The organism is Paenibacillus riograndensis SBR5 (genome assembly GCF_000981585.1).
Lineage (GTDB): Bacteria > Bacillota > Bacilli > Paenibacillales > Paenibacillaceae > Paenibacillus_AQ > Paenibacillus_AQ riograndensis.
The window spans coordinates 2,256,316-2,275,048 of record NZ_LN831776.1 but is presented as its reverse complement, the minus strand read 5'-3'; the positions used below and the strand labels follow the sequence as shown (position 1 = coordinate 2,275,048).

Sequence of the window (18,733 nt, the reverse complement as noted above, 5' to 3'; positions counted from 1 at the left end):
CTCCCGCAAGCTGGGGGGGCCGCTTTTAGCGGGGCAGCTCGATGGTTTTGTTGTCGCGTGACTCCTTGTACAGAATGATCGTCTTGCCGATGACCTGCACCAGCTCGGAGCCTGACTGCTCCGCAAGTGCGGCGCCGATTTCCTTCGGATCATCCGTATTGTTGTTCAGCACGCTGATCTTCATCAGCTCCCGTTTTTCAATCGCCTCTTCAATATGGCGGATCAGATGGTCGTTGACCCCGCCTTTGCCAACTTGAAATACAGCATCCAGATGATGCGCCAGCGAGCGGAGATAGCGTTTTTGTTTTCCAGTTAACATAAATGAACAAGCTCCTTAATTAACAAATATTATTACCCTAACTGCAATAAACTAATGAACCCTATTTGATAAAGCTGGCGGAAAAGATATCCCTGTAGAGAAGATATGCAAGACGCACCGGAAGGTTGAGGATTAGGCGCTGCCGCCGAGACAATCTATAATTGTCTGCCGCATGATATCCACCGGAGCGCTCCGGCCGCTCCAGTACTCAAGCGAATAAGCTCCCTGGTAGACGAACATGCCCAGGCCGCCGTGAATCCGGCAGCCCCGCTGCAGGCTCTCCGTAAGCAGCCTGGTCTGCAGCGGATTGTAGATCAAATCACTGACAATCATGCCTTCACGGAGTAAGGCGGGGTCGATTGGCATAGCGTCTATATGGGGGTACATGCCTACGGAGGTCGTATTGATTACAATATCCATATCCGCAATATGGGCTGCGATCTCATCGTTTCCGATGCCGTTAACCGTACCTTTGCCCTGAAAAGCCTCCGCCAGCTGCTTCGACTTCTCCACCGTCCGGTTCGCAATCACCACTGCCGCCGGATGTTCCAGCAGCAGCGCGGCAATAATCCCTCTTGCCGCCCCGCCGGCCCCGATGACAAGAATCCGGGAGCCTGCCAAATCCGGCGTTGCTTCCGCTTTCAGCGAGCGGACATAACCAATCCCGTCCGTATTGTATCCGGTCAGAACGCCATCGTCATTGACCACCGTGTTGACCGCTCCGACAGCCACCGCGCTGTCATCAATCCTGTCTATATATTCCATCACCGCTACCTTATGCGGAATGGTCACGTTCACCCCGCGGAATCCCAGTGTTCGGATTGCCTGAATGGCTTCACCTAACTGGCCGGGGGCAATATGCAACGGAACATAGGCTCCCGGAATGCCGAGCGCCTTCAAGGCCGCTGTATGCATAAGCGGGGATTTGGTATGGGCGATAGGATCACCCATTACCCCCAGCAGTATATCCTTGTTCCCGTACTGGCCGTTTGCAGTTGTCACAGCGTATTCGCCCTCCTATAGATCAGATCAGCGATGGGCGGGTCAGAACCTTAATGCCCTTCGGGACATGAACAGCCACAACCGCTCCGCCTGTTCCGTTCACCTTGATCCAGCCCAGGCCGGAGATGAACAGATCACTCTGGCTGTTCCGGCCGATGCGGAACTCGTGGCGCTGCCACTGCGGCAGCTTGTCCATGTCTGCGGTTCCCGGCGGAGACAGCAGTTCTCCCCGGTGCTCCTGATAGAGGGAATCCGCACGTTCCAGCTTCGTGCGGTGAATCTTCAGCGTTCCGCTGATGTAACAGGTGAAGGACTGGCGTTCCCCCTTCACGAAATCAAAACGGCCCAGCCCGCCGAAGAACAGCGACTGTCCCTCGTTCAGTTGATATACGGCCGGCTTCAGCGGATTCTCGGGCATGACTGCTCCCAGATCCTTGCGTTCCACCAGTTCACTGTAACGCCAAGGGTATACAATCCCAGGTGTGTCGATGATATAATGCCCGTCATCCAGAGGAATCTTCACAGTATCCAGCGTGGTTCCCGGATAACGGGAGGTAGTCAGCTCCTGCTCCAGATCGCTGTAATCGGAGATGAGCCGGTTAATCAGCGTGGACTTCCCGACATTGGTTGCGCCGACCACATACACATCGCGCTGTCCGCGCAGCTCAGACACTGCCTCCAGCAGACGGTCAAAGCCCTGGTTGCGCTTGGCGCTGCAGAGCACAATCTCCGCCGTCCGCAGGCCATGCTCCTTGCAGCGCTGCTGCATCCAGTTGCGCAGCTTATTCCAGTTCGTCACCTTGGGCAGCAAATCGCTTTTATTGACGGCCAGAATGACCGGATTGTTGCCCACAAACCGCTGCAGGCCGGAGATCAGGCTGCCTTCAAAGTCAAAAAGATCGACAATATGAATGACAAGCGCATTTTTCTCGCCGACGCCGCTCAGCAGATGCAGGAACTCATCCTGATCCACGGATACGGAAGAAGCTTCATTATAGTTCTTAATACGGAAACAGCGCTGGCAGATCACGGGCTCCCGCTCAAATGCCACCCCCGGAATATAGCCCGGAAGGTCCTTATCTGTGGTCTGCAGCTTAATGCCGCAGCCGCTGCATTTCTCAGGGCGCTTCGTTTCATTCATTGAATTCATTCAGGTTTATCCTCCTCGTGCCACAATCCTTGCTTGCGCAGCCGTGTCGTTGCAATCCGCTCCACCCTGCGGTTGATTCTCGTGCCGATCCCTTCATCCTTAACGGAGATAGGCAATACCAATACCGTATACAATCCCAGCCGGTTGCCGCCGTAGACGTCGGTCAGCATCTGATCGCCGACCACAATCGTCTGTTCCGGCGTTAGCCCCATCTGCTTCATTGCTTTCAGGAATGGAGTATTGCTGGGCTTGCGGGCCTGATGCACGAACTCAATATTAAGCGGCGTGGCAAAGCGTGACACCCGGTCCATGTTATTGTTCGACACAATAATGAGCTTGAAGCCAAGCTCCTTCACCTTTGCGAACCATAACAGCAGCTCGGGGGTCGCCAGAGGCGCTTTGGCACCGACCAGCGTATTATCCAGATCCGTAATGATGCCACGGTAGCCCAGAGCGTACAGTTCCTCAAGAGCAATATCGAATACCGTGTTCACCCGGAGTTTGGGTACTAACCTTTCAAACAATACGTTCACCTCGATTTCTTACGAAAAACTATATCATACTCTTTGCGCTTCGCAAATGAATCTGCAGCGGCCATGGTATGCCCGCTGCATCACTTGCCGGACTTGATGCTTTTGCGCAGCCGCAAAGCTTCAGTATACACGCTGCGCCAGTCTTTGTCTTCAATAACCTCGGGGCTGTATTTTGCCCGTTCGAACATGCGCAGCAGCGCCGTTAGATTGCCGGAAGCCGCAGGGCGCTCATGGCTCCAGCGGTCCACGGATTCACGGAGTGTTTCATGCTCTTCCTTCAGCATGCCCTTCCTGCGGGCATACCTTACCCAACGCGCGGTTTCCGCTTCAACTTTTTGAACCGCCGACAGCGGCTGGCCGTTGCGGAGCCGCTGCAGGAAGAAGCGAAGGGTGAACCGGCGCTGCCAGAGCAGGAACCCTGCCCACGCCAGGAGCACAGCCGCTGCCGCTGCCACGATCCATATTTTCAGATGAAAGCTCTGCTCCTGCGTTCCCTTATTCACTTCTACCTGTTCCGGCCGGGTTTGTTCTTCTTCAGGTGCGGCGGTCGCTTGCGGCGCGGTATCTTCGCTTTGTGCCAGCAATGGAGCCGTGAACCCCGGAGTCGCCTCGACCGGAATCCAGCCGTAGTCCCCAAAATAAACCTCCGCCCAGGAATGGGCATCCGCATTGGTAATCGTATAGTTATTATTAAGCACAGCGCCTCCCTGCTGAACGGCAAGGTTGTCCGGAAGCTCGGCCTGCTCGCCTGGCGCATAACCCTTCACCCAGCGGGCCGGGATATCCAGTGAACGGGCCATGGTCACAAGCGCGGTGGAATAATAGTCGCAATAGCCTTCCATAATCTCGAACAGGAAGCTTTCCACAAGGTCTTTGCTTTTGCGCCGTGACAGATCCGGCTGATTGGTGTAGGGAAAGGACTGCTGCAAATATTGCTGCAGAAGCGCTATTTTCTCATAAGGCGTCTTCCCCTGCGCTGTAACCTTTTCCGCCAGCTCTCTGACCCGCTCCGGGAAATTTCCGGGAAGCTGCAGATACTGCTGATCAATATCCAGCCCGCCATAAAGCTGCTCATAGGTCTGCTTGTTCAGTTCCTGTATGGGAATAACAGGCACCTGGGAGGTCAGCACATATTCTCTCGGATACGCTCTGCTGTTCTCCACAGATTCCCACAGCAGCTCGCTGCCCTCGCTTCTCCAGAGCAGACTGCTGCTGGTATCCGCGCCATTCACCGAATTAACCTTGGAAATGGACAGGCCCCCGAACAGCACCGGATAGGAATTCCCCCCCAGTATCTTTACGGTCTGCTTCAGCTCTCTTGTCTGGACCTTGGAGGCCTTATTTTGCTCCAGCGGCTGCCCGACCACGCCCCCTTTCAGGTCTCCTCTGGTGAACGGGTTGTCGTCGCTCCAGCCCGTGCCTGAATATACGCTGCGGGTCTCTCCTCGCATATACGTGCGCAGATCCGCGGTTACAGTCATCACTGGCGAATAATCGAAATTGAAGCCTCCGCCCAGATTATTGTCATCCGTACTGTATCCGGAGGTCGTGCTGCCTGCAGAGGCTGTACCGCTTCCGTTATCAGACGACCCGGCGGTTTTGGAACCTGAGCTGCCGCTTCCGTTGCCGTTCCATTCCTGCCATGCGGTATACGGGTCCGTCAGCGTCGGACGCACTTCAGGCATATTTACACCGGTAATAATCACTAAAGAGAAGATAATGGCTACATTAACCGCGATTTTAAAAGGATATTTCAGCAACTGGGTCCAGCCGCGCGGATAATGCAGCTGAAAGCTTCTTAAATGCTGGGTAACCAGCCAGCCCATGCCGGCAAATACGGTCCAGGCTACCTCTTGCCATAGAATAGAAGAAGTAAAAGAGTCTAGCGCAGCAAACGCCGCGATATTCATTCCGGTAAACATCAGGATCCGCGGCTTCGAGGATACCCACCAGGAGGACAGCAGAAGCAGAACAAGCGCCCCCAGCGCAAACCAGATGTACGGCGTCATATGCGACATGATATCCGGCAGCCTCTCACGAAGCCCCGGCAGCCAGGGATCGGGAACATAGGTTCCATAATGCAGGATCATGCGGTAGGTAAGGTATACCCCTGTAACAGCTTCAAGCAGCAGACGGTAGATCATTTTGACAGGTACAAGAATTTCAATAACTGCCGCAAAAGTCAGGGTAAGCAGTACCGCGGCGGTTGTTACTTCCAGCCAGTAGGGCTCTGTGTAGGAAACCCACTGCCGGGCAATGACCATCAGCCACAATAGGCTGAAGGAGTGATGCCATGACGATTTGATTCCATTCCACCAGCGTATCATATGACTCTGTCACCTCCGAGCACCGCGGGGAGCTCCTGCAGCGAACTCACACTGTAGCCTGTTATGCCGCGTGATGCCAGCACATCCATCCACTCCTGATTGCGGTTCTTGGCCGCCGGGTTCCGCACATGTATCTGCGAAGGCGTCATCCCCCGGCTCTCTGCCCAGCGCATCACATCCAATACAGGCTGTCCCGACTGCGGGCTGATCAGCACAAAATAGGAGCCTTTGGGGAACATGCGGTACGCCTTTTCCAGCCGTGTGATCAGCGGTCCCCTGCCTTCAGCATTGATATCGATTAAATATTGGATCATTTTCTGGCGTTCCGCACTGCCCTCCGCTGGACTGAACACCTTCGTATTCTTATCCAGGCAGCACATGCCGATGCCGATCCGCTCCCGGATGCCATAGCCCAGCAGCGAGGAAGTGACCGAAACGGCAAGCTCGAACTGATTGCTGCTGCCATAGGCCGAAGCGCTGCCGTCCAGGACCAGCACGGTTTTGGGAATGGATTCATGCTCGAATTCCTTCGACTTCCAGTCGCCGGTCTTGGCCGTCGCGTTCCAGTGGATGCGGGTCAGCCGGTCACCGTAGACGTAATCACGGACGCCGTTGATCTGCGTCGTCTCGCGCCGCGAGGGGACCAGGGAAGCCTGGGGCCCGGCCAGCCGGGCTCTCCGCTCATAGAGCTGCCAGCGCGGAACGAATACCGAGCGCGGCAGAACGCGGAACTGGCCTTCGGCGTGAAAGGTTCCTTTATGCTCTACAAGACCGAAGATATCCTCCGCGAGGATATCCGTACTTTCAAAAGTATAATGACCCCGTTCCAGCGCCGGAGTCTGAAAATGCAGTTCCCCCTTGCCCTTCAGGCTCGGGATAAGACTCTCCTCGAACACCCAGGATTCCCCGTTGTGGCGCTTCAGTATTTCCCTTACCACTACATACGGCAAGGGCAGAAACCCCGGGATGGTAATGTTCAGCTTCACCCGCAGAAATCCGCCGGCATATAATAAATCAGGCTTGTCCTGCTCAGAATACAGGCTGCGCGTGCCTCTGGCCCGGCGGACGCCGCCCAGGCCCCCGATGATTAAATACAGCAGCAGCACTGTGACCATAATAAACAGCATGAAGGAAGTTTTGCCGCCCTGAAAAAGTACGTAGAGCAGCGTAATGCCCCAGATGGCAAGAACCCCGGCCAGTTTGCCGGGCTGGATAACCGCCGCAGCCCCGGATAGATAGCTCTTCATCTCACTGCCTCATCGTGACAGGCACGTGAATGCTCTGCAGCAGCTTCTGCAGCAGGGTGTCCACATTAACGTTGTCCAGACGCGACTCCGGACGCAGCAGAATACGGTGCCCCAGGGCATAAGGGGTCAGAATCTTCACATCATCAGGCAGCACATAATCGCGTTCCTGCAGAAACGCATAAGCCTTGCAGGCCATCATGAACGAGAGGGAGGCCCGGGGACTTGCCCCGAGCAGCACCAGCGGGTGCTCCCGGGTCTGCCGGACCACATCCAGCAGATAATTCAGGACAGGATCGCTGATATAGACGGAACGGATTTCCTCCTGAATGGCGGCAATCTGGTCCATGCCGGTAACGGGGGTCAGCCTGTCCACCGGCTGGCCCTCCTGATGGCTCATCAGCAGATTCTTCTCGGTATCCGCATCCGGATAACCCAGGCTGATCCGCAGCATAAAGCGGTCAAGCTGGGCTTCCGGCAGCGTATAGGTGCCTTCGAAGTCAATCGGATTCTGCGTCGCGCAGAGCATGAACGGATGCGGAAGCGGATACGTCTCCCCATCCACAGTAACATTCCGTTCCTCCATCACTTCAAGCAGTGCAGACTGCGTTTTGGTGGTGGCGCGGTTGATCTCATCGGCAAGAAGAATATTGGTCATGACCGGGCCCGGACGGAAATGGAACATTTCATCGCGCGGATGATAGACAGACACCCCGGTGATATCACTTGGCAGAATATCCGGATTGCACTGGATCCGGCGGTATTCACCGGACATGGATCTTGACAGCGCCCGTATAAGCTGGGTTTTGCCCGTTCCCGGTACATCTTCGATCAGAACATGTCCGCCGGCAAGCAGAGCAGTCAGCAGCAGCTCTATTTCAAATGATTTACCAAGGATGCAGGATTCCAGATTATTGCGTACAGCGTTCATAATTTGCATGGATTCTTGACGTACGGGCATATAGGGTAATCCTCCTAAGTCAGAATAAGCAGTAATATTTACATTTTACATGATTAGGGGCCCCAAAGTACATTATTCGAGATTACGATCTTTAAGATACGCAGGCATGCCGTCCCCCAAAATCAATAAATCCCATGGAGGAAAATTATACTTTTAATAGAAAGTATTATGAGTCCCGGTTTTGCATCATGTTTGCAGAAAGAAGTGGAGATATGGATACATTTTATTCGCTGTGCCTTCAAGGAGATATTCCCCAGGCTATGGATTACCTGAAATCCCTCCAGCCCAAGACCGAAGAAGTCACAGCAATCGAGCAGCAGTTTACAGAACGTTTTTATTCACAAGATTATGAAGAGCAGATTGTATGCCCGGATAGCTGGATCAAGAGTGTCATTCTAACTTACCATGCTTATTTCCGTAGAGTGTTAACCCGCACCGAAGAGTTACCCGCCGCCGAGGAAAATCTCAAGAATGCTTTGGCTGCGTTAGTACAGCTGGAGAACACGCCGGACCTCGATGCAATTGAGCAGAAACTGACCCTTATCTTCGCAGAAAAAGGCTATTATTTCTTAGGAGGTGTCACGCCTCCCTATAGAGGACCCTATATCTGGCGCACGATGGAAAGCGCGGATTTTGAGGTTGAGCTTCCGTCCGGGCAGCAGCACGTTACGGTCTATATGATGTCGGACTTTCTGCTGGAGGGCTGGATAAGCTTCGCTACATGTGAGCATAAATGGGTCGGTGGATGGGCCGACGTGGAAGGGCTGTATTGCAATTTCAAGCGCTATGGCGATCTGCAGTCAGAAGAATTTCAAATTTCCTTTTTGAAACACGAAGCGCAGCATCAGTATGACTACAGCCAGTTTCCTGACATGAAATCCACAGAGCTGGAATATCGGGCCAAGTTAGTCGAGCTATTCTATTCCAAGGATCATACGATTCTAAAAAAATTTTTGCTGCAGGCCAAAAACGATCCGGATTTCCCTCATCCTTATGCGTCTTATCTAATGATCAGCAACCTGTCGGCCCTGCTTTTTAACAAAGACTATGAACCGGAACCCCGGCTCTGGCTCGAAAAAGATTATAAAGATATCAGCGCTTCGGCATTGAAGCTTCTCGGGAGCCGCTTGCCTTTGTAGCCGACGATGCGGACAGGAAATCCGTTATTTAGGCGGATCAGGCGTTTCCACAGGACAATCGGACTGATTCGACCACAGCGGTATTCGGGGTTGAGAAGCCGGCCTCATAGCCGTATGCAGCAAAAACACATAAAAAAAGAAGCCGGACGGGTCTCCCCAGCCAGCCTCTTATACTCTATTCTTTTTTAGTATCTGTGTTTTCGCCCGAAACCAGTTCATTCAGTCCCACAATCAGGCTCTCCAGCTGTTTGAAGCTCTCCACCATGTGATGGGTAATGTTGCGCTGCTCCTCCACACCTGCCAGAATCTCTTCTGTTGCGGCGCTGGACTGCTCGGTAACACTGGAAAACTCCGTAATTTCTCCGACCACCTTTTCGGAAAAATGCTTCATGCCCGCTGAGCTTTGCTCCACATCCCCGGCCTGTGCCAGCACCTTGTTGGCGTTAGTCTGGATGGACTGGAATACCTTCTCTGTGTTCTGTGCGGATTCACTGCCCATATGCAGAATCTGAAGGCTCTGTTCGAACTGTGCAATCAGACCTTCGGTCTGCTGGCGGAGGCTGGCGAGTACCTCGCTGATGGAATCCGCTGTCTGTCCTGAGCTTTCGGCAAGCTTGCGCACCTCTCCGGCCACTACGGCAAACCCCCGTCCATGCTCCCCGGCTCGTGCCGCTTCTATAGAAGCATTCAATGCCAGCAGATTGGTCTGCCGGGAAATTTGCATAATTCCGTCAAGCATCGTGTGCATGTCCAGGCTCCGCTCGGAGAATTCCTGCATTTGCCCGGAGGTGTTATTCATGACTTCCCGCAGTTCGGCGAATTGACCCGCAAGCAGGGAGATATTGCTGCTGCCCTGCTCGCTGACGTCTGCCGTGTCCGAAGACAACTGCTTCATTTCTTGGGAATAGCCGGCCACATCGCGGATGTGCTGATCCGACACGGAAATGGACTCGGTGATGTCCGCGATGCTGCTCGCCTGATATTCAATGCCCTTGGATACTTCCTGAAATCCGATAACCACTTCATTGGTGATGGCATCGACCATCTCCACTTCCTCTTTGAAATTCCCGGTAAAAGCATACAATCCGTCTACCGCCTTTTTCACACGCTCCATCAAATATTCCACCTGTGCCCCCGAAGCCTCGACCGCTTGCCGCTGCAGCTCACTGCGAAGGAACAGCTTGCGGTTCACAATGGATACGCCGAGCATAACGGCGCTGATCAGCACAAACATGCCAAATCCGCCCAAGTAGGCCAGAAAATCCGAGTTGGCACCGCCCGCTGAATGTCCCGTAACGGTCTGAATGAATATATTAACAGCATTCGCACCCGCCGCAATCGCAAAATAGTGATAATTCGGGTAAAACAGCAGCATCGAGCAAAACAGCAGCGCCACCGGAATGTTAACCTCACCCTGATTCAGATAAACGGATAATACTCCAAGAATAACGGTAAACACCCAAGGTATGATGAGAGTTCCTTTTTTCCTGAGATGAAGCACGGTTAAAACGGCACTCAAGGGAACAACAAACGCATTTGTTATCCACAAGTCTGACGATTGGAAGGCTACAACCACGCCTAACAGGGCCACAACCCAAAAAGCGCAGATGATAATCTTGTTTCTCATCCAAATAATTTCGGTTAATCTATGATTCTGCAACGCTCGCACTTCCCCCATCTTATTATGATGCTTTTCTTACTTTGTTTATCGTCATTATTCGACATGTTTTTAACTGTAATGTTGGTCATTTTAACTTTCATTCCTTTTAACGTAATAAGAGAAATATGTAATATAATGTATCTCAACCCTAATCCTAATTAATATTTTGGAAAAAATTTGATTTTTATTGAAACAAAAAAACTTTTTTACCGTCTAGATGGGAGAGGGGGGAGATGGATAATGATTTTGAAAAAATTTTATTTGGGATTTCTTGCTCTTTTTATTCTTTTTAGTTATCCAATGCAAATACCTAATCAATCTTCTGCATCAAGTGCAGAAGGAGGTTCTTCCACAGGTAAACAAAATCCTTTTACGGTTAAGCTTTCTCTACCACAAAAAGTTAAGGTCAATGAGGAGTTTTCAATTGAAGCAAGTTTGAAAAAAGAAACCCTATCCAATTTGCAAATTTCGAGTAGAACACGACTGTTTACGTATGTAATCAAGGATGAAAGTGGGACTCAGATAAATGCCTACGCCGTTACAGATGGGGGAATCGCTCGTATTTTAAGCGGTAAAAGTAATATTTCGGAAGGTTACACTTATAAGATCAAAAAATCGGGCACTTACTATGTCTCGGCAGTTGCTGAATTTTCGATTATGGATAATGGAAATAGTAAAGATGTGAAAATTAAAACAGAGTCTAAAAAGCTGGAGGTAAAGTAAATTTGAAACGGGGTTCTGATCGGGGGGGCTGATCCTGAAACCCGAATTTGGAAATGATGTTCAAGATGAAAAACAGCCCGGAGTTTATAACCACAGCGATTTCCTCACCGTAACAAAATCGACGGGGGCACGCTGGGGGTACGTTGGAGGCACGTTGGGGGCACGGATGGTTGTACCCTAGGCAAAACTAGCGTCATTTGGCCTCTTCGGGATCGATCCGCAGCTCTTGCGGACAGGAGAGCCTTTATTTTGCCGATTCAGACGGTTCAGCAGGTTATGCGGACTGAGATGCCGCTATTTGTCCGATCCCCCCTCATTTCAGCCTCGAATGAACAAAATAACGGCTCCTGAGTCCTTTATCCGTCAGGAAAGCAAACTTTTTGGCAAAATAAAGTCTCCTCTGTCCGCTAATTCCTCCGATGGAGCTTATTCCGCCTGCACCTCCTTATTCATCTGAAGCTTTATAGCTATCCACTTTGTTAGCATTGTATAATTTCCTAAGAAATCACAAAAAGCCGCCGATCGGCGGCCTTTATGATAAAAAAATTTGCTAGCCCTTCGGGCGCACAACGAGTGCGGCCAGGAAAGAGAATACAATGGCGGCCGATATCCCTGCACTGGTTACATCAAATATGCCGGTAACGACTCCAATCCAGCCATCCCGTTCCAGCTCGGTCAACGCGCCGTGCACCAGGGAATTCCCGAAGCTGGTAATCGGCACACTCGCCCCGGCACCGGCAAATTTTACGAGCGGATCGTATATGCCAAAGGCATCAGCGGCAGCTCCGGCCACCACAAGCGTACTCATGGTATGGGCGGGTGTCAGCCCCAGCACATCCATCAACAGCTGGCCGATGACACAGATGGCACCCCCAATCAGGAAAGCCCATAAATAGATCATGCTCCATCACCCCCCATCTCCAGGGCTACAGCATGGGCTACACACGGAATCGTCTCTCCCTGCTGGTAAGACAGCGGCGAGAGCAGTGCGCCGGTAGCCACAATCAGTACCCGCTTCAGCTCTCCTTTTTTCATCCGCTTGAGGATATGGCCGTAGGTTACCGTTGCAGAGCAGCCACAGCCGCTGCCCCCGGCAATTACATATTTCTGCTTGTCCAGATCGTAAATCATCAAGCCGCAGTCTTTGAAATCGGTCTGTTCCATGGGAATGCCTTCCTTGGCCAGCAAATCCTTGGCAATCGGCAGGCCTACACTGGCAAGGTCTCCGGTAACAATCAGATCATAATGCCCGGGTGAAAGGGCAGTGTCGCGGAAATGCGCAGTAATCGTATCCGCAGCGGCCGGAGCCATGGCAGCCCCCATATTAAAAGGGTCCTTGAGGCCCAGGTCCATTATGCGGCCCATCGTTGCCATAACGACATGCGGCCCTGCTGACGTGCCGTCATCCCGGCCGATAACCGCACAGCCTGAGCCTGTAACGGTGTATTGGGCGGTTGGAGGCTTTTGCGAGCCGTATTCCGTGGGATAGCGGAACTGCTTCTCGACCGTACAGTTATGGCTGGACGTTCCCGCCAGTGCATATTTGCCGCCGCCTGAATCCACGATCATTGAGGCAATGGCCAAGCTCTCCATAGAAGTGGAACAGGCTCCGAATACTCCCAGGTAAGGCACACCCAGCTGTCTCGCCGCAAAGGAACTGCTGATAATCTGATTCATCAGATCGCCCCCGACGAAAAATTCCAGTTGTTCCTGCTCCAGCGAAGCATTGATGAGTGCCAGCTTGGAGGCTTTTTCGAAAAGGGTGCGCTCGGCCTTCTCCCATGTTTTCTCGCCCATTTTCAGCGAATCATAAATAAAATCAAAATCTGAAGTCAGAGGCCCCTCCCCTTCCTCCGGGCCAACAACTGCAGAGGAGCCGAGAATAACCGGACGGGTAGTATACTGCCACGTCTGGCTCCCAAGCTGCTTCATAGGTGTCCACCTCCAAAGCCCAAAATGGCATAGATTACGCCTACGACAAATGCGGCGACTACCCCGAACACAATAACAGATCCTGCCAGCTTGAACATGTTGGCGCCTACCCCAAGCACAAGTCCCTCCGCCCGGTGCTCAAGCGCTGCGGAGCACATGCTGTTGGCGAACCCTGTGACAGGAACCGCTGTGCCTGCACCACACCATTGCGCAAGCTTGTCATATACGCCAAAGCTAGTCAGAATCACGGAGATCAGGATCAGTATGGCAACAGTAGGGCTGGCCGCTTGCTTTGAGGTCATATCAAAGATCGCCATAAACGCCTCCTGGATGCCTTGTCCAATCACGCAGATCAAACCGCCCGAGAGGAAGGCACGGATACAGTTTTTGAACACCGGACGGGACGGAACGTAAGGCTTGGACAATTTTTCATAATCGTTCGGGGTCAGAGTGTCAAGCTTCAGCTTAACCCCTGATTTTCTGGTTTTTGCCGGCAAATCGGACACCTCCGTAAAAAGGATGCGAAAGAGAGGCCTGCACCCGTTAAGACTCAGGCATCTCCCTTCGTTAGAAGTTTTTCCTTATTGTTCGCCATTTGCCGTTCCGTTATGTCCCGCCAGTTTCAGGTAAAATACAGCAGCACAATAACCAGCACGATGAATAGAATCAAGATAAGCACAGCTTGGCGCTCAGCAATATAACGCGGGCTGTATCTCCGGCGTATTCTGCGGGCGTCCTGCCTGCCGGATACACTTTGGGCCCATGCCCGGGGAACACTTCCTGCCACCCTCATCCGCTTCGCTTCCTTTCCCGGCCCCTGCCTGCAGAGCCATTATTGCATAGTATTCGCAGCAGTAGTGCCGGGTGTTCATTTTGCCCTCCAGTCATGGACAATTCAAGCTGCAATGTTCATACTAGATGACAGTAAAGGAGCGATATGCACAATGAATCCAGAAACACTTGATCTGTTCAAAACACTGACTGAATTCCCCGCAGCCCCGGGCTTCGAACGCGAATTGCGCGCCTACGTCAAGGATGCACTGGCACCCTATACCGACGAGTTCGTACAGGACCGGCTTGGCAGCCTGTTCGGCGTGCTGCGCGGGGAAGAGAACGGGCCCAAAATCATGGTCGCCGGGCATTTCGACGAAGTGGGCTTTATGGTTACAGGCATTACCGATAAGGGGATGATCCGTTTCCAGCCCCTGGGCGGCTGGCTGGCCTCGGCGGTCGCCTCCCAGCGGCTGCAGATTATCACCCCCAAAGGCACACTTACCGGCGTTGTCGGCAGCACCCCGATCCACCTGCAGAGCGACGAAGAACGGAAGCAGCCGGGCGACATCCGTAAAATGTACATCGATATTGGTGCAGACAGCCGCGAAGAAGCGCAGAGCTTCGGCGTAGCTCCAGGGCAGCAGATTCTCCCGGTCTGCCCGTTCACTCCGCTGGCGAACCCCAAGAAAATTATGGCCAAGGCGTGGGACAACCGCTATGGCGTAGGTCTGGCGATTGAGCTGGTTCAGGCGCTGCACGGCAAGAAATTACCGAATACTGTCTTCGCCGGGGCAACCGTACAGGAAGAAGCAGGACTGCGCGGTGCGCGTACCGCAGCCAATCTGCTGCAGCCGGATATTTACTTCGCCCTCGATGCCAGCGCCGCCGCTGATATGACCGGCGACCGCCAGGCTTTTGGCCAGCTGGGCCAGGGTGCGCTGCTGCGCATCTACGATCCGACGATGATTACACACCGGGGATTAATCGAGTATGTACAGGATATGGCGGATACCCATAAGATCAAATACCAGTATTTTGTCTCGCAGGGAGGCACAGATGCCGGTCAGGTGCATGTCAGCGGGATCGGCGTGCCGTCAGCTGTCATCGGCATCTGTTCACGCTATATCCATACCGCTTCCTCCATCATTCACAGCGATGATTACGCGGCTGCCAAAGAGCTGCTGATCAAGCTGGTGGAAGGGCTGGACCGCACAACGCTGCACACCATACTTGAGAACAGCTAAGAGTGGAGAATCTGCAGCCTAATAGAGAACCGGCTGAACCGGAAAATCTGCAGCTTAATAGAGAGCTGAACCGGCTCTCCCACTCGCCTGAAAGGGACAGTGTGCATTAATTGCACAACGGGCTGACCAGGAATAGCTTTCCCGGTCAGCCCGTTTTTTATGGATATGGGTACGGATCAATCAGTTTCGCGAACGCACCTCCTGGCGCATGAACAAGTAATAGGACAAGCCGAAACAGAGTGCAGTTGCGGCAAGCAGTCCGGTCAGCTGCGGCCAGACCAGCAGCAGGCTCTGCCCCAGGGATAACGGGCTTGAGATCGCGCCCACCAGCTGGTCCATCGTCAGCGGACCCAAGGAACGAATTCCCGGTGAGAGCAGCGTGGTGATGGTCTCGGAGAACAGCTCGGTCGGCGAAAGCCGGTTCAGGGCAAGAATGAAATGGACATGGCGGAGCTGCTCGCCCACCGTGGCCGTCTGGGAGACGGCGGTGGCACTGTCGATCAGGCTGATGATCATGCTGTAGAACAGCGTCAGAAACAGCCAGGCAGCGATACCCGACAAAGCGGAGGTGGCCGCCTGGCGGAACCGGATCGAGAACAGAATGGACAAATTCAGCCAGAAGCCGATATAGACGGTGGCGATGATCAGAAAAAACAGGATGCGCCAGAACTCCTCCGGAGTCGGCGGATAGCCAATAGTAAGCAGGCCAAGCCCTGTAACCAGCAGCCCCAGAGAAAACACCACGACGGCTATCAGCAGCAGTGAAGCGGTGAATTTTGCTTTTAAAAAATCATCCCGGTAAACAGGCTGCGAGAGCAAACGCCCCAGGGTCCCTTTGTTCCGCTCCGAATTCACTGCGTCGAAGCCCAGCGAGATGCCGATCAGCGGACCCAGCCAGGATAAAAAGGTGGTGAAGGTCGGTATGGACAGGGTGCTGCTGGACAGCGTGAACATTTTCAGAAATAAAAAGGTTGCCGGCCCCTGATCCGCCTTCCCTCCGCTCTTGATGGAGCTGATGGAAGAATAAATCGAGCCGATGCAGGCCAGTACGATAATGCCGATCAGGATGGTGAACCGCCAGCTGCGGACATGATCCCCCATTTCTTTTTGCACCATGACCCAGAAGGCTGACCCGCTGCCTCCTTCCCGCCCATCCTGCCTGCTGTCCACCCCCTCGGGGGTTTTGCCGCCTCCCCGCAGCAGGGAACGCAGCCTGGACCAGCCCACACGCAGCGGCGCCGCAGCGTTTTGCGCTTTTACGGTCATCATCCTTCCTCCTTCCTTTCAAAGTAACGATGATAGATCTCATCCAGCCCAAATTCCTTGCGGGTGATGAAATACAGCTCCGCACCGCTCTGTATGACCTGAGCGGCGATGGCAGAGGTCAAGTTCCGGTCGCAGGTCAAGGTGGCCAGCACGCTGCCCGGCGGTGCATTCTCCCCCTTCCAATCCTCTGTTTCCATCCTCTGCACGCCTTCGATCGCCTGCAGTCTTCCGGCCAGCTCCGCACTCCAGGGCTGAACAACCAGCTCCACCTCGAAGCGCAGCTCCTGATTAAGCTCCCTGGACAACGTGGCGATATCCCCGCAGGCGATGAGCCGGCCTTTAACAAACAGTCCCACCCGGTCACAGATTTGCTGCACCTGCTGCAACTGATGGGAGGATAGCAGCACGGTGATGCCTTCATTCCGGCTCAGATCCGAAATCAGCACCAGCAGCTCCCTCACCCCTTCCGGGTCGATGCCGAGCGTCGGCTCATCCAGAATAATGACCTCGGGATTCTTGATCAGCACATCGGCCAGGCCGAGCCGCTGCCGCATCCCGCGGGAATAGGTGCCTACTTTGGCCCGTGCGCTGCCGGACAGCCCGACCTTTTCCAGCAGCCGCTTCGCGCTCCGCTCTGCTTCCTCCGCTTCAATCCCGTTAAGCCGGGCCGTATAGATCAAATTATCCAGCCCGGTACGGTCTTCGTAGAACCCGATATCATCAGGCATGTAACCCACCCGGCGCTTAACCTGCAGCGCATACCGCGCTGGATCATACCCGCAGATCAGCGCACTGCCGGAGGTGCGCTCCGTCAGGCCGAGCATCATTAGTATCGTTGTTGTTTTGCCGGCACCGTTTGGGCCCAGCAGCCCGAAAACCTCCCCTTTGCGGATCGCAAGGCTAAGGCCGTCCACAGCAGTAAAGGTGCCATACTGTTTGGTCAGACCGTTTAATTCAATAACAAATGAATTTTCTTCGTTGTTAACAGAATAATTGTCTCTACTTACCGCTCCCGATGTTAAGCGCTGCTCGATATTTGTATCCATAACATCACCGTCTTCCGAATTTGCGGAACAGGTAATAGATTCCGCCAATGACAGCGGCAATGATCAACACGCCAATCCAGCCCCAGAATACGGAGGTCTTTACGGTAACCCGCATATCGGCCGTGGCTGATTTGGCTGCGGAAGCGGCGCTGAGCGTAACCACATAATCCCCCGGCAGCGAATTGCCGCTGGATTTAATAATGGCCTGGGTGGTGGCCGTCTCTCCCGGCGCAATCGTGCGGACGGTGGAAGGATCGAAGGAAACCTCCCAGCCTGTAGGTGTGCCCTGTGAAGTCAGGGATACATCCTCAAGCGGAGCGCTGCCCGTGTTCGTAATGACCAGATTAATCCGCCGTTCCCCGCCGGCTTTTACATCTGTGCTCAGCAGATTGTCGGAGGTGCTGAGCTGAATCCCATAGGTCCCGGTGACTACCGCTTCCAGCTCAGCCTGGGTACTCGTCGATCCGCTTGTCGCCGTTACCGGGATTTTGTAGGTGCCCGCCTTCACCTGTTCCGGCGGCTTGGCTTCGATACTGATGTTCTTCTCTGCTCCGGCCTCCAGTGCAACAGAAGTCACGCTGTTGCCGTCCGCCTTAATCCGCACATCCCATCCGTCCGCAGCCTGGGCGGCAAGCGCGTAGGACTGCTTCTGTGCGGTATGATTCCGCAGCACCGCACTGTATGTGAAGGTGGTATCGGAATGGCCTTCCATATTGGACTGATCGACGGCCAGCTCGGTTTTGAAGGTTCCCTGCTCCGATACATTGACCTTAAGCGTCAAAGAATCCTGCCCCGGAGCATTTACAGCAAAGGTATAGCTTCCCTTGTTGATCTTCAGCGGCACCTCAAGCTGCAGGTTCACGCTCTGTGTATCCCCGCCCTTGACAGCGAGCTGCTGAACCTGCCGCCCGCCTGCCGTCAGCTCATACTTCCAAAAGTTCCCCCCTGCGTCAAAGGACAGCCCCACCTTCTGGGTAGCCGTGCCGTGGTTGATTACATCCACCGGATAGGACACAGATTCACCCGGAGCGGCAGACAGCTCAACATAGGGTGTATACAGCTCCACCGTTCCCGCAGCCGCCGCTTTGGGCAGCCCTGCATTTGAACTCCAGACCAGGCCGGACAGCAGCAGGATCAGCAGTGCCGCCAGCGGTTTACCGCATCGTTTTAACATCAATAACTCCTCCTTCGGTAGTTCATCCGATAAAGATACGAACGGCAACCGCGTTTGGATTTACTCCGGAAAATAAATTTTTTGAGGACTTTCAAAAGAATAATTTTAGTGGTAAAAAGGAGAAAAGGGCCAGAAAACATGCTGCGCCTGCTCATCTTTTTTGGAAGCGCTCATCCAAGGCCGCAGCGGAACTATCGCCAAGCGGAAGAGTAAAGTTCGACTACCCAAGAGCTACTCCC

Annotated in this window: 18 protein-coding genes; 3 read left to right on the top strand and 15 right to left on the bottom strand. The window is 53.6% G+C overall.

The genetic code is table 11. The features are described 5' to 3' along the window. Positions 1–25: 25 nt before the first annotated feature. From yhbY to PRIO_RS09235, 7 genes are all read right to left on the bottom strand, one after another. Positions 26–319 carry a ribosome assembly RNA-binding protein YhbY gene (yhbY, locus tag PRIO_RS09265; RefSeq protein ID WP_020432888.1) on the bottom strand — a complete coding sequence of 98 codons (294 nt, stop codon included), beginning with the start codon at positions 317–319 and terminating at the stop codon, positions 26–28. 132 nt (positions 320–451) lie between these two features. Beyond that, positions 452–1,321, bottom strand: a complete 870-nt coding sequence (aroE, locus tag PRIO_RS09260) for a shikimate dehydrogenase (protein ID WP_020432890.1) — start codon at positions 1,319–1,321, stop codon at positions 452–454. Positions 1,322–1,343: 22 nt separating this feature from the next. After that, a complete protein-coding gene (gene yqeH / locus PRIO_RS09255) occupies positions 1,344–2,462 on the bottom strand; it encodes a ribosome biogenesis GTPase YqeH (protein ID WP_039790832.1) in 1,119 nt (372 codons plus the stop codon). Positions 2,463–2,467: 5 nt separating this feature from the next. Beyond that, on the bottom strand, positions 2,468–2,995 hold the full coding sequence (locus PRIO_RS09250; RefSeq protein WP_020432894.1) for a YqeG family HAD IIIA-type phosphatase: 528 nt from the start codon (positions 2,993–2,995) through the stop codon (positions 2,468–2,470). 89 nt (positions 2,996–3,084) lie between these two features. Beyond that, positions 3,085–5,331, bottom strand: coding sequence for a DUF4129 domain-containing transglutaminase family protein (locus PRIO_RS09245; RefSeq protein WP_020432896.1), 2,247 nt, complete (start codon positions 5,329–5,331; stop codon positions 3,085–3,087). After that, positions 5,328–6,578: a DUF58 domain-containing protein gene (locus PRIO_RS09240; RefSeq protein ID WP_020432897.1), complete on the bottom strand. Its 1,251-nt coding sequence runs from the start codon at positions 6,576–6,578 to the stop codon at positions 5,328–5,330. Before PRIO_RS09240 ends, PRIO_RS09245 begins: the two co-directional genes overlap by 4 nt. A gap of 1 nt (position 6,579) precedes the next feature. Further along, on the bottom strand, positions 6,580–7,536 hold the full coding sequence (locus PRIO_RS09235) for an AAA family ATPase (protein ID WP_020432898.1): 957 nt from the start codon (positions 7,534–7,536) through the stop codon (positions 6,580–6,582). 188 nt (positions 7,537–7,724) lie between these two features. On the opposite strand from PRIO_RS09235, the gene PRIO_RS09230 reads away from it, so the two are divergent. Next, positions 7,725–8,675, top strand: coding sequence for a hypothetical protein (locus tag PRIO_RS09230; protein WP_231869848.1), 951 nt, complete (start codon positions 7,725–7,727; stop codon positions 8,673–8,675). A 175-nt stretch (positions 8,676–8,850) separates the two neighbouring features. Here the strand turns inward: PRIO_RS09230 and PRIO_RS09225 are convergent, their stop codons facing one another. Continuing rightward, positions 8,851–10,194 (bottom strand): methyl-accepting chemotaxis protein, encoded by a 1,344-nt coding sequence (locus PRIO_RS09225; protein ID WP_231869847.1) that lies wholly within the window; start codon positions 10,192–10,194, stop codon positions 8,851–8,853. A 381-nt stretch (positions 10,195–10,575) separates the two neighbouring features. Between PRIO_RS09225 and PRIO_RS09220 the strand changes: the two genes are divergently transcribed. Continuing rightward, the gene (locus PRIO_RS09220) at positions 10,576–11,058 is read left to right on the top strand and encodes a hypothetical protein (RefSeq protein WP_046501990.1); all 483 of its coding nucleotides are present in this window, start codon (positions 10,576–10,578) and stop codon (positions 11,056–11,058) included. Between the two features lie 550 nt (positions 11,059–11,608). Here the strand turns inward: PRIO_RS09220 and spoVAE are convergent. The 4 genes from spoVAE to PRIO_RS35985 form a co-directional block, all read right to left on the bottom strand. Then, a complete protein-coding gene (spoVAE, locus tag PRIO_RS09215; protein WP_020432904.1) occupies positions 11,609–11,959 on the bottom strand; it encodes a stage V sporulation protein AE in 351 nt (116 codons plus the stop codon). Next, positions 11,956–12,990 (bottom strand): stage V sporulation protein AD, encoded by a 1,035-nt coding sequence (gene spoVAD, locus PRIO_RS09210; RefSeq protein ID WP_020432905.1) that lies wholly within the window; start codon positions 12,988–12,990, stop codon positions 11,956–11,958. Before spoVAD ends, spoVAE begins: the two co-directional genes overlap by 4 nt. Then, positions 12,987–13,487 carry a stage V sporulation protein AC gene (spoVAC, locus tag PRIO_RS09205; protein WP_020432906.1) on the bottom strand — a complete coding sequence of 167 codons (501 nt, stop codon included), beginning with the start codon at positions 13,485–13,487 and terminating at the stop codon, positions 12,987–12,989. Before spoVAC ends, spoVAD begins: the two co-directional genes overlap by 4 nt. Positions 13,488–13,612: 125 nt before the next feature. Continuing rightward, positions 13,613–13,783 (bottom strand): hypothetical protein, encoded by a 171-nt coding sequence (locus tag PRIO_RS35985; RefSeq protein ID WP_020432907.1) that lies wholly within the window; start codon positions 13,781–13,783, stop codon positions 13,613–13,615. Between the two features lie 151 nt (positions 13,784–13,934). On the opposite strand from PRIO_RS35985, the gene PRIO_RS09200 reads away from it, so the two are divergent. Further along, positions 13,935–15,008 carry a M42 family metallopeptidase gene (locus tag PRIO_RS09200; protein WP_046501988.1) on the top strand — a complete coding sequence of 358 codons (1,074 nt, stop codon included), beginning with the start codon at positions 13,935–13,937 and terminating at the stop codon, positions 15,006–15,008. A gap of 180 nt (positions 15,009–15,188) precedes the next feature. On the opposite strand, the gene PRIO_RS09195 is transcribed toward PRIO_RS09200, so the two are convergent. The 3 genes from PRIO_RS09195 to PRIO_RS09185 are packed head-to-tail and all read right to left on the bottom strand — an operon-like array spanning position 15,189 to position 18,494. After that, positions 15,189–16,277, bottom strand: coding sequence for an ABC transporter permease (locus PRIO_RS09195; protein ID WP_085981663.1), 1,089 nt, complete (start codon positions 16,275–16,277; stop codon positions 15,189–15,191). Next, positions 16,274–17,320 (bottom strand): ABC transporter ATP-binding protein, encoded by a 1,047-nt coding sequence (locus PRIO_RS09190; protein WP_020432910.1) that lies wholly within the window; start codon positions 17,318–17,320, stop codon positions 16,274–16,276. The genes PRIO_RS09195 and PRIO_RS09190 overlap by 4 nt, the downstream gene beginning before the upstream one ends. Before the next feature lie 4 nt (positions 17,321–17,324). Continuing rightward, the gene (locus PRIO_RS09185) at positions 17,325–18,494 is read right to left on the bottom strand and encodes a COG1470 family protein (protein ID WP_020432911.1); all 1,170 of its coding nucleotides are present in this window, start codon (positions 18,492–18,494) and stop codon (positions 17,325–17,327) included. Positions 18,495–18,733: the final 239 nt, after the last annotated feature.

Coding starts and splice junctions, on each gene's coding strand:
- yhbY (WP_020432888.1), bottom strand. CDS start 319: ATGTTAACTGGAAAACAAAAACGCTATCTCCGCTCGCTGGCGCATCAT.
- yqeH (WP_039790832.1), bottom strand. CDS start 2,462: ATGAATGAAACGAAGCGCCCTGAGAAATGCAGCGGCTGCGGCATTAAG.
- PRIO_RS09245 (WP_020432896.1), bottom strand. CDS start 5,331: ATGATACGCTGGTGGAATGGAATCAAATCGTCATGGCATCACTCCTTC.
- PRIO_RS09240 (WP_020432897.1), bottom strand. CDS start 6,578: ATGAAGAGCTATCTATCCGGGGCTGCGGCGGTTATCCAGCCCGGCAAA.
- PRIO_RS09235 (WP_020432898.1), bottom strand. CDS start 7,536: ATGCCCGTACGTCAAGAATCCATGCAAATTATGAACGCTGTACGCAAT.
- PRIO_RS09230 (WP_231869848.1), top strand. CDS start 7,725: ATGTTTGCAGAAAGAAGTGGAGATATGGATACATTTTATTCGCTGTGC.
- PRIO_RS09220 (WP_046501990.1), top strand. CDS start 10,576: ATGATTTTGAAAAAATTTTATTTGGGATTTCTTGCTCTTTTTATTCTT.
- spoVAE (WP_020432904.1), bottom strand. CDS start 11,959: ATGATCTATTTATGGGCTTTCCTGATTGGGGGTGCCATCTGTGTCATC.
- spoVAD (WP_020432905.1), bottom strand. CDS start 12,990: ATGAAGCAGCTTGGGAGCCAGACGTGGCAGTATACTACCCGTCCGGTT.
- PRIO_RS35985 (WP_020432907.1), bottom strand. CDS start 13,783: ATGAGGGTGGCAGGAAGTGTTCCCCGGGCATGGGCCCAAAGTGTATCC.
- PRIO_RS09200 (WP_046501988.1), top strand. CDS start 13,935: ATGAATCCAGAAACACTTGATCTGTTCAAAACACTGACTGAATTCCCC.
- PRIO_RS09195 (WP_085981663.1), bottom strand. CDS start 16,277: ATGATGACCGTAAAAGCGCAAAACGCTGCGGCGCCGCTGCGTGTGGGC.
- PRIO_RS09190 (WP_020432910.1), bottom strand. CDS start 17,320: ATGGATACAAATATCGAGCAGCGCTTAACATCGGGAGCGGTAAGTAGA.
- PRIO_RS09185 (WP_020432911.1), bottom strand. CDS start 18,494: ATGTTAAAACGATGCGGTAAACCGCTGGCGGCACTGCTGATCCTGCTG.